Here is a 12,966-nt window from a genome sequence, read left to right on the forward strand (position 1 = left end):
GGTGTCAGCGACTCGTCATCAGCGGAACTCGCCGAGATCGAAGTCATCCAGCGGGACGGACTCGCCGGTCCCGGTGCCGAAGTCGTAGTCGTACGCGTCATAGGACATGGTGTACGCCTGCGCCTTCGCTTCCGCAGTCGGCTCCACGCGGATGTTCCGGTAACGGTCCAAGCCGGTGCCGGCCGGGATGAGCTTGCCGAGGATCACGTTCTCCTTCAGGCCGACGAGCGAATCGGACTTACCGTGGATCGCAGCGTCGGTGAGGACCTTGGTGGTCTCCTGGAACGATGCAGCCGACAGCCACGACTCGGTGGCAAGCGACGCCTTGGTGATGCCCATGAGCACTGGACGACCCGAAGCGGGCTGCCCGCCCTCGGCCACGACCTTGCGGTTCTCGGCCTCGAAGGCGGTGCGGTCGGCCCAGTCACCCGGAAGCATCGAGGTGTCACCCGACTCGATGACCGTCACACGACGGAGCATCTGACGGATGATGATCTCCAGATGCTTCTCGTGGATCGCAGCTCCCTGGGTGCCGTACACCTTCTGCACCTCGGCCACCAGATGCTCCTGGACCTTGCGGACGCCGAGGACACGCAGGACGTCCTGCGGGTCCAAGGTGCCGGCGGTGATGCGATGACCGACGGGCACGTGCTCACCATCAGACACCTCGAGGCGGGCACGGCGGTTGACCGGGATCTCCATCTCCTCATCCCCGTTGTCGGGGATCAGGAAGACCTTGCGGGTGGTGCCCTCATCATCGATACGAATGCGTCCGGCGACCTCGGCGATCGGAGCCTTGCCGCGCGGCTGGCGGGCCTCGAACAGCTCCACCACACGGGGAAGACCCTGCGTGATGTCGTCACCGGCCACACCACCGGTGTGGAAGGTACGCATCGTGAGCTGGGTTCCCGGCTCACCGATCGACTGTGCGGCGACGATACCCACGGCCTCACCGACATCAACGGTGTGCCCCGAGGCCAACGCGCGGCCATAGCACATGGCACAGGTGCCGGTCATGGCCTCACAGGTCAACACCGAGCGCACCTTGACGGAGGTGATGCCCGATTCGATCAGCATCTCGATGTTGGCGTCGCTGAGATCGCTGCCGGCCGCCACGAGCACATTGCCGTTGTCGTCGGCCACATCGACAGCCAGCGTCCGGGCGTAGACCGCGGTCTCGTTCTCCTCGTTCGGAACGAGGACGCCGTTCTCCTCCACCGCGATGGTCTTCGTGAGGCCACGCTCGGTGCCACAGTCCTCCTCGCGGATGATGACATCCTGCGAGACGTCCACAAGACGGCGCGTCAGGTAACCGGAGTCAGCGGTACGCAGAGCGGTGTCGGCCTGTCCCTTACGGCCACCGTGCGTCGAGATGAAGTACTCGAGCACCGTGAGACCCTCACGGAAGTTCGACTTGATCGGACGCGGGATGATCTCACCCTTCGGGTTGGCCACGAGACCTCGCATGGCGGCGATCTGACGCATCTGCGTCATGTTGCCGCGGGCGCCGGAGCTGATCATCATCACGAACGGGTTCGTCGGCTCCCAGACATCCTCCATCGCCTTGGTGAGGACGCTGGTGGCTTCGGTCCAGATCTCGATGAGCTCCTGACGTCGCTCCTCTTCGGTGATCAGACCACGCTCGAACTGCTTGTCGATCTTCGTGCCACGCGACTCGTAGGAGGCGAGGATCTCCGGCTTGTTCGGCGGAACGAGAACGTCGGAGATCGACACGGTGACACCCGAGCGGGTGCCCCAGCGGTAACCGAGGTCCTTGAGCTCATCGAGCGTCGCAGCGACCTGGGCATTGGAGTAACGCTCGGCCAGGTTGTTGACGATACGACCGATCTGCTTCTTGCCCACACGCTCGGTGACGTACGGGTAATCGACCGGGAGCGTCTCGTTGAACAGGGCCTTGCCCAGGGTCGTCTCCAAGGTCAAGGATCCGTCGGCACGAAGCTCGTGGCCCTTCGGCGGCACCACGCCGGTGAGCCGCAGCCGGATCTTGGCGCCCATCTCGATCTCATGGCGGTCGAACGCCATGATCGCTTCACTGAGCGAGCTGAACGCGCGACCCTCACCCTTGGCACCATCGATCTGCTGGGTCAGGAAGTAGCCACCGATGATCATCTCCTGCGAGGGAATGGTCACCGGACGGCCATCCGCCGGCTTCAGGATGTTGTTGGTCGACAGCATCAGCACGCGGGCCTCGGCCTGGGCCTCCGCCGACAGCGGCAGGTGCACAGCCATCTGGTCACCGTCGAAGTCGGCGTTGAAGGCCGCACACACCAGCGGATGGAGCTGGATGGCCTTGCCCTCGATGAGCTGCGGCTCGAAGGCCTGGATACCGAGGCGGTGCAGCGTCGGTGCACGGTTCAGCAGAACCGGATGTTCGGCGATGACCTCTTCGAGGACGTCCCACACCACAGGCCGCTGGCGGTCGACCATGCGCTTGGCCGACTTGATGTTCTGCGCGTGGTTGAGGTCGTCCAGACGCTTCATGACGAAAGGCTTGAACAGCTCCAGAGCCATGGCCTTGGGCAGACCGCACTGGTGCAGCTTGAGCTGTGGCCCAGCCACGATCACCGAACGACCGGAGTAGTCCACACGCTTGCCGAGCAGGTTCTGACGGAAACGCCCCTGCTTGCCCTTGAGCATGTCGGAGATCGACTTCAACGGGCGGTTGCCCGGACCGGAGACCGGTCGGCCACGACGGCCGTTGTCGAACAACGAGTCCACGGCCTCCTGCAACATGCGCTTCTCGTTGTCGACGATGATCTCGGGCGCACCGAGGTCGAGCAGACGCTTGAGGCGGTTGTTGCGGTTGATCACGCGGCGGTACAGATCGTTGAGGTCGGAGGTCGCAAAACGACCACCATCGAGCTGCACCATCGGACGCAGATCCGGCGGGATGACCGGCACGCAGTCCAGCACCATGCCCACCGGGCTGTTGTCGGCGGCGAGGAAGGCCGAGACGACCTTCAGACGCTTGAGCGCGCGGGTCTTGCGCTGCCCCTTGCCGTTGCGGATGGTGTTGCGCAGATTCTCAGCCTCGGCCTGCAGGTCGAAGGTCTGCAGACGCTTCTGGATGGCCTCCGCGCCGCGGTAGCCCTCGAAGTACTTGCCGAAGCGCCTGACCATCTCGCGGTAGAGGATCTCGTCACCTTCAAGGTCCTGGACCTTGAGCGACTTGAAGCGGTTCCAGGCGGCGTCGAGACGGTCAAGTTCCTTCTTGGCGCCATCCCGAAGGTGCTTGAGCTCCTTCTCGGCGGCGTCCTTGACCTTCTTCTTCTTGTTCTCGTCGGCGCCCGCCTCCTCAAGCTCGGCGAGATCCTCCTCGAGCTTCTTCATCCGCTTGGCGAGGTCGTTGTCGCGCTGAGCGGCACGCTGCTGACGCTCGACATCCACCTTGCCCTCGAGCGAGGACAGATCGCGGTGACGAGCATCCTCGTCCACGGCGGTGATCATGTACGCGGCGAAGTAGATGACCTTTTCGAGGTCCTTCGGCGCGATGTCGAGCAGATAGCCCAGACGCGAGGGAACGCCCTTGAAGTACCAGATGTGTGTGACCGGAGCAGCCAGCTCGATGTGGCCCATCCGTTCACGACGCACGCTGGCACGGGTCACCTCGACGCCACAGCGTTCACAGATGATGCCCTTGAAGCGGACACGCTTGTACTTGCCGCAGTAGCACTCCCAGTCGCGGGTGGGGCCGAAGATCTTCTCGCAGAACAGGCCGTCACGCTCGGGCTTGAGAGTGCGGTAGTTGATGGTCTCGGGCTTCTTCACCTCGCCGTGGGACCAACCGCGGATCTCGTCCGCGGTGGCCAGGCCGATGCGTAGTTCGTCGAAGAAGTTCACGTCGAGCACGTTTGTTACCTAATCCTTCGTTGAATGAAGTATGTGGAGGGTTTGACGCTCTGCGCGATCAAACTTCTTCGACGCCGGCGAAGCCCTCGCCGGGGCGACGCGACAGGTCGATACCGAACTCCTCGGTCGCCCGGAAGTTCTCCTCGTCACTCTCACGGAGCTCGACGAGCGATCCGTCGGAGCTGAGCACCTCGACGTTCAGGCACAAGGACTTCATCTCCTTGACAAGCACCTTGAACGACTCGGGGATGCCCGGCTCGGGGATGTTCTCGCCCTTGACGATCGCCTCATACACCTTGACGCGACCCTGCACGTCATCGGACTTGATCGTCAGCAGCTCCTGAAGCGCCCACGCGGCACCGTAGGCCTCGAGGGCCCACACCTCCATCTCACCGAAGCGCTGGCCACCGAACTGGGCCTTACCGCCGAGCGGCTGCTGGGTGATCATGGAGTACGGGCCGGTGGAGCGCGCGTGGATCTTGTCGTCCACCAAGTGGTGCAGCTTCAGCATGTACATGTAGCCCACACCGATCGGGTCGGGGTAGGGCTCGCCTGAACGCCCGTCGAACAGCTGTGCCTTGCCCTGACCATCGACCATCTGCATGCCGTCACGGTTCGGAAGGCCATGTTCGAGCAGCCCCTGGATCTCCTCGGGGTTGGCGCCGTCGAACACCGGCGTCGCGAGACGCTGGTTGCCCTCGACGTAGCCGAGACCGACCTCACGCATGCGCTCGGCCCACGGTTCGTCGACCTCGGTGATGTCCCAACCGGTCTTGGCGATCCAGCCGAAGTGCAGCTCGAGCACCTGCCCGATGTTCATTCGCGAGGGAACACCGAGCGGGTTGAGCACGATGTCCACCGGAGTGCCGTCCGGCAGGAACGGCATGTCCTCCACCGGCAGGATCTTGGCGATGACGCCCTTGTTGCCGTGGCGTCCGGCGAGCTTGTCGCCGTCGGAGATCTTGCGCTTCTGGGCGACGTAGACGCGAACCATCTGGTTGACACCCGGCGAGAGCTCATCGCCCTCATCCCGGTCGAAGACGCGCACGCCGATGACCGTTCCGGACTCACCGTGCGGCACCTTCATCGAGGTGTCGCGGACCTCACGTGCCTTCTCGCCGAAGATGGCGCGCAGCAGACGCTCCTCCGGGGTCAGCTCGGTCTCACCCTTGGGCGTGACCTTGCCCACGAGCACATCCCCGGTACCGACCTCGGCGCCGATGCGGATGATGCCGCGCTCATCGAGATTGGAGAGGGCCTCCTCGGAGACATTCGGGATGTCCCGCGTGATCTCCTCGGCCCCCAGCTTGGTGTCGCGGGCGTCCACCTCGTGCTCCTCGATATGGATCGAGGTCAGCACGTCGTCCTGGACGATGCGCTGCGAAAGGATGATCGCATCCTCGAAGTTGTAGCCCTCCCAAGGCATGAACGCCACCAGCAGGTTGCGCCCCAGCGCCATCTCGGCACCGTCGGTGCAGGGCCCGTCGGCCAGCGGAGTGCCGGGGACGACGCGATCGCCGACAGAGACCAGCGGACGCTGGTTGGTGCAGGTGCCCTGATTGGCGCGACGGAACTTGGCCAGGCGGTAGGTCTGGTAGGTGCCGTCGTCACAGGTCACATCGATCATGTCGCCGGTCACCTGGCTGACCACACCGGCCTTGGCGGCCACCGTGACGTCGCCGGCGTCGACCGCGCCGCGATACTCCATGCCGGTGCCCACGAAGGGGGCCTCGGCACGGACGAGGGGAACGGCCTGACGCTGCATGTTGGCGCCCATGAGCGCACGTGAGGCGTCGTCGTGCTCGAGGAAGGGGATCATGGCCGTCGCGACCGACACCATCTGGCGCGGCGAGACGTCCATGTACTGGACCTCTTCCTTGGGGATCGTGTCGACGTCTCCCTCACGCTTGCGGACCAGGACGCGGTCCTCAGCGAACGACATGTCGTCGTTCAACTTGGCGTTGGCCTGGGCGATGACGTAGCGATCCTCCTCATCTGCGGTGAGGTAATCGATGTTGTCGGTGACGTAGCCATTCTCGACGCGACGGTACGGCGTCTCGATGAAGCCGAACGCGTTGACGCGACCGAAGGACGCGAGCGAACCGATGAGGCCGATGTTCGGACCCTCAGGGGTCTCGATCGGACACATACGGCCGTAGTGGGAGGGGTGGACGTCTCGGACTTCCATACCGGCACGGTCACGCGACAGACCACCCGGGCCGAGCGCCGAGAGACGACGCTTGTGCGTCAAACCGGCGACGGGGTTGGTCTGATCCATGAACTGCGAAAGCTGGGAGGTGCCGAAGAATTCACGCAGCGCCGCCACGACAGGACGAATGTTGATCAGCGTCTGCGGCGTGATCGCCTCGATGTCCTGCGTCGTCATGCGGTCGCGAACCACACGCTCCATGCGCCCCAGGCCGGTGCGGAGCTGGTTTTGGATCAGCTCGCCCACCGTGCGCAGACGACGGTTGCCGAAGTGGTCGATGTCGTCGAGCTCGACGAGGACGTCATCATTCATCTCGGTGCGCCCCTCATGGAGGCTCACCACGTACTTGATGGCGGCGACGATGTCGTCGATCGTCAGCACCTGCTGGTCGAAGGCCTCGGTGGTACCGAGCTTCTTGTTGATCTTGTAGCGCCCGACCTTGGCGAGGTCGTACCGCTTCGGATTGAAGTAGTAATTCTCGATCAGCGTCTGCGCGGCTTCACGGTTCGGCGGATCTCCCGGGCGAAGCTTGCGGTAGATGTCGAGCAGCGCGTCGTCTTGGCCGGTTGTGGTGTCCTTCTCCAGCGTCTGACGCATGGACTCGAACTCGCCGAACTCCTCGAGGATCTGCTCGTTGGTCCAGCCGAGGGCCTTGAGCAGCACGGTGACGTTCTGCTTGCGCTTGCGGTCCAGACGCACACCGACGGTGTCGCGCTTGTCGACCTCGAACTCCAGCCAGGCCCCACGCGAGGGGATCACCTTGCAGGTGTAGATGTCCTTGTCGGACGTCTTGTCGGGAGTGCGCTCGAAGTAGACGCCGGGTGAGCGAACAAGCTGGGACACCACGACGCGCTCGGTACCGTTGATGACGAAGGTTCCCTGCGCGGTCATCAGCGGGAAGTCGCCCATGAACACCGTCTGCGACTTGATCTCGCCGGTCTCATTGTTCATGAACTCCGCGGTGACGAACAGCGGGGCCGCATACGTGACGTCGCGTTCCTTGCACTCATCGACGGTGAACTTCGGCTCCTCGAAGCGATGGTTGCTGAACGACAGCGACATGCTGTTGTGGAGCTGGTTCTCGATCGGCGAGATCTCCTCGAAGATCTCTTCGAGACCCGATTTGGTGTTCACATCGGTTCGTCCGGCTTCGAGGGCCTGCTCGACCCGGTCACGCCAGACCTGGCTACCGATCAGCCAGTCGAACGAATCGACCTGCAGGTCCAGCAGGTCCGGAACCTCAAGAGGCTCGGAGATCTTCGCGAAGGAAATCCGGCCCGTGGGCGAGATGACGTTCGTATTCTTCAAAGCAGTGCGCGAGGCGGCCAACAGCTTGGTCCTTCCAAGAACTCGCTTGTTCTGGCATGACAAGCGGCCCGCGTCAAGCGCGGGACGGGTCACGACATGGGGCAAGATGCCACGCTACACCGGAAACCCCAGAGGATGCAAGCAGCGAAGAGTATAGCGACGACTTCGCCCGTCGACGCCGTATCGACCCGGCACGGCGCGTCGCAGCATCCGGGCGGCCCGCCGCTCCCGCGGCTCAGCCCTGATCGCCCTCACTGCGGGGAAACCGCACCGAACACCATCCGGGGCCCGCGAAGGGGCTCAACCCAACCTCGCCGTCTCCTCCGAGCGCAGTCCAGAGCCGCTGGGTCATCCCGAGATGCATGCTGCACACGACCTCCGGGTTCTCGCGCGCGGCGTCCAACACCGGACAGGTCAGCAGATGGACCCCTTCGGCGCTGGCCTCTGGCGAGAACCCCTGCTCGACGAACTTTTCCCGGACGCTGGCCCGCAGGTCCCGGGACTCCTCGAGCCCCTCACCATCCTCACCCAGGGGCTCGAAGTAGGTGTGACCGATATGGCGCGCCTCCGCCACCGGGTCTTCAGCACGGTCCCGGACATAGGCCGACAGCATGCGCATGAGGTCCTCATGATTGGTCCCCTTGCCGACCGCGCTGTAGATCCACTGCGGACGCCCTCTGCCACCGCTGCGCCTGGGGCGTCGTTTTATCAATCCGGCAGCCAACAGGTCATCCACATGGGCGCGCACCGTGTTCGCATGCACCTCGAGGTCTGCGGCGAGGTCTGCGATGTTCATCCCGCCCGACTGCTCGAGAGTCGCCACGATCTCCTTGGCCTTGGGCGGCTGGGCCGCCAGGATCAGCCCGCGATCCACAGGGAGCGGCCCGCCATCGGGTTTCGACGTCGGCGCAATGCCGCCGGACGCCTCATCCTGGCCATCGGACGCCTCATCCTGCTCGACAGGCTCCGTCGTCACCGGTGACGACACAGCATCCTGCGCATCAGCTGCAGCATAGGGCTCCGATTCGTATTCCTCCGGCGAGTAGAAGTCCATCTTGTGGGCATCGATTATCACTCGTGCGACCGCGTCACTCGCGGGCTTCCCCTCAGAATTCATCAGTAATCAAGGCCTTCGAGACGACGTGCAGCATCCTCGACATCCGCACCGGCGGCCACGGCACAGCCCAGCAGAAATGCTCCCACCGGAACCATAGGCCGCATGCCGGTCCCAGCGACAGTCTTGGCGAAGCGGTGCACCAACTCCACGTTCACGATGGAGCTGTCCACACCGACCTCGTCACACGCGCTCGCGACCCAGGCGTCCCAGAGTTCAGGGTCTTCCGCCTCTTCCCTCGTCACCTGTCGGGACACGCCTCCACCATCACTTCCATCTGCCACTCGAACACATAACGTAGCATTTTTTGTCACAAAACTCCCCCGGTTGGCCGGATCTGGCCCGAGCCCGCTCATCTGCCCCATGTGCGACGCGGGTCACGGGCCAGAACACGAGCGGCGAAACACGTCGAGGCGAGCCCGGAAGGGCTCGCCTCGACGTCGGACCGTCGGAGCCAGGGATTTGGCCCCGATCAGGCAAGGGCCATGATCACTTCAGGCTGACCGAAGCACCAGCGGCCTCGAGGGCCTCCTTGGCCTTCTCCGCATCTTCCTTCTTGGCACCCTCGAGGACGGGCTTGGGCGCGCCCTCGACCAGCTCCTTGGCCTCCTTGAGGCCGAGCGAGGTGATGCCGCGCACCTCCTTGATGACGGCGATCTTCTTGTCGCCGGCCGATTCGAGGACGACGTCGAACTCATCCTTCTCCTCGGCGGCCTCGCCGCCACCCTCGCCGCCGGCGGCAGGGGCAGCACCGGCAGCAGCCACGGCAACCGGGGCAGCAGCGGTGACGTCGAAGGTCTCTTCGAACAGCTTCACGAACTCGGAGAGTTCGATGAGGGTCATTTCCTTGAAAGCGTCAAGCAGCTCTTCGTTGGTGAGCTTCGCCATGATGGGCGTCCTTTCGTATGTGGTGCAGCCACCGGCTGCGGGATCGTCGATTCGACCCGGTACGGGTCAGTTCTCCTCCGCAGCGGACGCTGCGTCGTCTGCGGGCTTCTGGTCAGCGGCACCACCGGCGCCACCGATCTTGGACGGGTCCGCCTCGGCTGCGGTCTGCAGCGCGCCCAGGGCACGGGCGAGCTTCGAGGCGGGAGCGTTGAAGGCGAAGGCAGCCTTGTTGAGATTGGCCTTCATGCCACCGGCAAGCTTGCCCAGCAGCACCTCACGCGACTCGAGGTCGGCGAGCTTCTTCACGGTGTCGGCGTCGAGGATGCGACCATCCATGACACCGCCCTTGATCTCCAGAAGCGGGTTGTCCTTGGCGAAGTTCTTCAGGCCCTTGGCAACGGTGACAACATCACCGTTGATGAACGCCAACGCGGTGGGGCCGACGAGCTGGTCTTCCAGCCCCTCGATACCGGCTTCGCGAGCAGCGATCAGGGTCAGAGTGTTCTTCGCCACGGCGTAGGTCGCATCCGATCCGAGGCCACGACGCAGTTCCTGCAGCCCCGCCACGGACAGACCGCGATAATTGGTCAACACGACGGCATCGGCGCTGGAGAACTTCTCCTTCAGCTCCGCGACCGCGGCGACCTTCTCGGCATTCGCCATGGGTCTCTCCTTCCCACTTCGTGAACCGACGCCCGATTGGGCGTCAGACCTCCGACCGCGGGAAACAAAAATCCCGCACGCACAGGCGCACGGGACGGGACTCTTCTTCATGGCACACCGGAAAAATTCCGGGATGGCACGGGAGCTGTCACACACACCTACGCGGGCCTGAGCCCGAGGACATTGACGCTCTTCACCTTCGTGAGTGAAGACTGAGCCAAGACCTCGCACACAACTTCGAACCGGTCTCCCGGTCCACCAGCGGTCTTCGGTGACAGACACCTTACGGCACGGCTTGCGCAACACCAAACCGCCGCCGCAACGATGACTTCCCGGCAGGTAACGGATTTGCAACATTGGTAACGAACACATAACGTGACCGCGCCGGTCGTGAGGCCGGCACGCCAAAGCCGGTTTGCGTCACCGGCACTACGAGATCACCACTCCCGTGTGATCTACGAGAAAGGGGTATCCCTGATGCATCAGAACGACATCGCACGCCACGCCGTGGTCGGCCCTCGCCGAGCCATCGACGCCGCGCCGATCCGTTGTACGGGCCAACCGCGCCGCGCCATCAACCCGCCGAACACGGTGACGGCGTTGGGCGTGACCCGCGCCGCGGGCGCCGTGGCCGCCGGCGTCGCCCTCACTGCTTCGCTCGGCTTCGGAGGAGCCACTCCGGCTGCCGCCATGGCCGGGGGCGGGGGCAGCAGCTCCAGTACTCCCGCTGCTTCGTCGGCCTCGGCGTCCCATGGCGACGATTCGTCCGAGGAACGCCCCGTGCTGCGTTTCGACGATGAGAACGATGACGTCGCCGTGCTGCAGCGTGCGCTCGATGACGCCGGACATCCGCTGCCCGACACCGGTTGGTTCGGGCCCATGACCCAGAATGCCGTCAAGGCTTACCAGGCCGAGAACGGTATTCCGACCACCGGCGTCGTGGCCGAACTCACCTGGGGCTCCCTTGCGGAGAACGGCCACCTCGGCGGCTCCGCCGACGGTTCGGATGACTCCGGCTCGGATGACGCCGGCAACACCACCACCGCTTCGGGCGGCGGTTCCTCACAGAACGCCTCCGGCGACGCCCAGGCAGCCATCGCCTTCGCCGAGGAACAGCTCGGCGATTCCTACGGCTACGGCGGAACCGGCCCCGACACATGGGACTGCTCGGGCCTGACCCAGGCTGCTCTCGGCGCTGCCGGCGTCGACATCCCCCGTATGTCGCAGGATCAGGCGACCGGCGGCCAGCAGGTCTCGCAGTCGGACATGCAGCCTGGCGACCTGGTCATCTACTACAGCGGCGCATCGCACGTGGGCATCTACGTCGGCGACGGGCAGATCATTCATGCCTCTCGTCCCGGCGTCCCCGTCGAGTACGCCTCGGTGGATGAAATGCCCATTCACTCGGTCGTCCGCTACCTCTGATCGTCCGAGTCCATGGTGGTGGCCCCGGCGTGACTCGCCGGGGCCACCGCCGTTCCCGGTCCAAGGCGGTGGAACTCCCTCACGGGAACCGGCTCCCTCGCCATCGCACAGGAGTGGTTCACAACCCGAAGACGGCGGCTGCGATGAGGAAATAGATCACCAGACCGGCTGCATCGACGAATGTGGTGATGAACGGATTGGAGAAAACCGCAGGATCAGCGCCGATGGCCTTGGCTGCCAGCGGCATCAACCCGCCAACCGTAGCCGCCAACGTACAGATGCACAGCAGCGTCAGGCCGATCACGAGCCCTATGCGCCACTCGAACACCATCCCGGCGAGCAGACACCCCAGACCACCCAGGATGAACCCCAGCAACACCCCGACTGCCGCCTCGCGGATGGCGATGCGCCCGACATCCTGCGGATGGGCATCACCGAGCGCCAATGCCCGTGTCACCGTGGTCGCAGCCTGGTTTCCCGTATTGCCCCCAGTGCCGATGAGCAAGGGCACGAACAGGGCGAGCACGACCATCTGCTCCAGAGTGTCTTCAAAGGAATCGAGGACCTGCACCGTCAGCGTGGCCCCCAGTGCGAGCGCCAACAGCCACACGATCCGGGAGCGGACCAGACTCGTGACGGGAGTCGACAGGTAGGGCCGACGAAGTGGCTCACTGGCAGATGCCCGGGCCTGGTCCTCCGACTCGGCTTCCTCCAAGATGGTGTGAGCGTCATCGATGGTGAGGATGCCCACGAGACGTTTCTCGCTGTCGACGATCGGCATCGCCAGCAGCCCCTGATCAGCGCAGCGACGCGCCACCAGTTCGGCATCTTCCTCGGCCCGGGCAAAGATGGGCTCATCCATCACATCGGACATGGTCTGGCTCGATTCCGATGCCAACACCCGCCGCAGGGACGTCACGCCGACGAGCCCCCGTTGACCATCGAGCACCGGAAGCGTGTAGACAGTCTCCGCCTCAAGATGGCGCCGCACCTGTGCCAGAGCCTCGTCAGCCGTCATGAACTCGGTCAACAGCACCGGCTCCGGGCTCATCCGCCGACCGACCGACCGCAACGGATATCCCGCAACCCGAGCGGTGAGCGCACGCTCCTCCGGGCTCAAACCGCTCAGTAGACGGCTCGCCACCTTGGCTGGAAGCTCATCGATGAGCGCCACCCGGTCATCGGGGTCCATCTGCTCGAAGTGCTCCGCGATCTCTTCATGGCGCAGAGATTTCACCAGATCGGAGCGCAGCGCCGGGTCCAGCCCCTCGAACACCATCAGGGCTCGGTCCTTTGACAGCAACCGGAACGCGAAGGCCCGATCCTCACCGGAGAACCGTTCGAAACGGTCGATCAGAGTGCGAACATCACACTGGGCCGCCAGCGTGGATGTCTGCCGCGCGTCTCGCATCGAGACCGCGTTGTGCAGGTTCCCGATCTGGTTGTCCATCTTCGCCATCCCTGCTTCGCCCCTCCCTCACCGGCTGCT

At 64.3% G+C, this 12,966-nt stretch carries 8 protein-coding genes; 1 reads left to right on the top strand and 7 read right to left on the bottom strand.

What is annotated here, in order from left to right:
• Window positions 1-18 precede the first annotated feature (18 nt).
• The 6 genes from FB460_RS05555 to rplJ form a co-directional block, all read right to left on the bottom strand.
• A complete protein-coding gene (locus tag FB460_RS05555; RefSeq protein ID WP_142093059.1) occupies window positions 19-3,870 on the bottom strand; it encodes a DNA-directed RNA polymerase subunit beta' in 3,852 nt (1,283 codons plus the stop codon).
• 58 nt (window positions 3,871-3,928) lie between these two features.
• Window positions 3,929-7,408, bottom strand: coding sequence for a DNA-directed RNA polymerase subunit beta (rpoB, locus tag FB460_RS05560; RefSeq protein WP_142093060.1), 3,480 nt, complete (start codon window positions 7,406-7,408; stop codon window positions 3,929-3,931).
• 214 nt (window positions 7,409-7,622) lie between these two features.
• The gene (locus FB460_RS05565; protein ID WP_142093061.1) at window positions 7,623-8,504 is read right to left on the bottom strand and encodes a helix-turn-helix transcriptional regulator; all 882 of its coding nucleotides are present in this window, start codon (window positions 8,502-8,504) and stop codon (window positions 7,623-7,625) included.
• Window positions 8,504-8,758, bottom strand: a complete 255-nt coding sequence (locus FB460_RS05570) for a DUF6457 domain-containing protein (RefSeq protein WP_211345841.1) — start codon at window positions 8,756-8,758, stop codon at window positions 8,504-8,506. The genes FB460_RS05565 and FB460_RS05570 overlap by 1 nt, the downstream gene beginning before the upstream one ends.
• A 232-nt stretch (window positions 8,759-8,990) precedes the next feature.
• Window positions 8,991-9,389: a 50S ribosomal protein L7/L12 gene (rplL, locus tag FB460_RS05575; protein WP_142093062.1), complete on the bottom strand. Its 399-nt coding sequence runs from the start codon at window positions 9,387-9,389 to the stop codon at window positions 8,991-8,993.
• A 66-nt stretch (window positions 9,390-9,455) separates the two neighbouring features.
• Window positions 9,456-10,052: a 50S ribosomal protein L10 gene (rplJ, locus tag FB460_RS05580; protein ID WP_142093063.1), complete on the bottom strand. Its 597-nt coding sequence runs from the start codon at window positions 10,050-10,052 to the stop codon at window positions 9,456-9,458.
• A gap of 477 nt (window positions 10,053-10,529) precedes the next feature.
• Here rplJ and FB460_RS13155 point away from each other — a divergent pair, with 477 nt between their 5' ends.
• Window positions 10,530-11,477 carry a C40 family peptidase gene (locus tag FB460_RS13155; RefSeq protein ID WP_142093064.1) on the top strand — a complete coding sequence of 316 codons (948 nt, stop codon included), beginning with the start codon at window positions 10,530-10,532 and terminating at the stop codon, window positions 11,475-11,477.
• Between the two features lie 118 nt (window positions 11,478-11,595).
• On the opposite strand, the gene mgtE is transcribed toward FB460_RS13155, so the two are convergent.
• The gene (gene mgtE / locus FB460_RS05590; RefSeq protein ID WP_211345842.1) at window positions 11,596-12,927 is read right to left on the bottom strand and encodes a magnesium transporter; all 1,332 of its coding nucleotides are present in this window, start codon (window positions 12,925-12,927) and stop codon (window positions 11,596-11,598) included.
• Window positions 12,928-12,966 lie beyond the last annotated feature (39 nt).

The organism is Propioniferax innocua, from assembly GCF_006716235.1.
In the GTDB taxonomy this organism is placed as follows: domain Bacteria; phylum Actinomycetota; class Actinomycetes; order Propionibacteriales; family Propionibacteriaceae; genus Propioniferax; species Propioniferax innocua.

Excerpts from the sequence above, each read along its gene's own strand:
- FB460_RS05565 (WP_142093061.1), bottom strand. The coding sequence starts at position 8,504 with ATGAATTCTGAGGGGAAGCCCGCGAGTGACGCGGTCGCACGAGTGATA.
- rplL (WP_142093062.1), bottom strand. The coding sequence starts at position 9,389 with ATGGCGAAGCTCACCAACGAAGAGCTGCTTGACGCTTTCAAGGAAATG.
- rplJ (WP_142093063.1), bottom strand. The coding sequence starts at position 10,052 with ATGGCGAATGCCGAGAAGGTCGCCGCGGTCGCGGAGCTGAAGGAGAAG.
- FB460_RS13155 (WP_142093064.1), top strand. The coding sequence starts at position 10,530 with ATGCATCAGAACGACATCGCACGCCACGCCGTGGTCGGCCCTCGCCGA.
- mgtE (WP_211345842.1), bottom strand. The coding sequence starts at position 12,927 with ATGGACAACCAGATCGGGAACCTGCACAACGCGGTCTCGATGCGAGAC.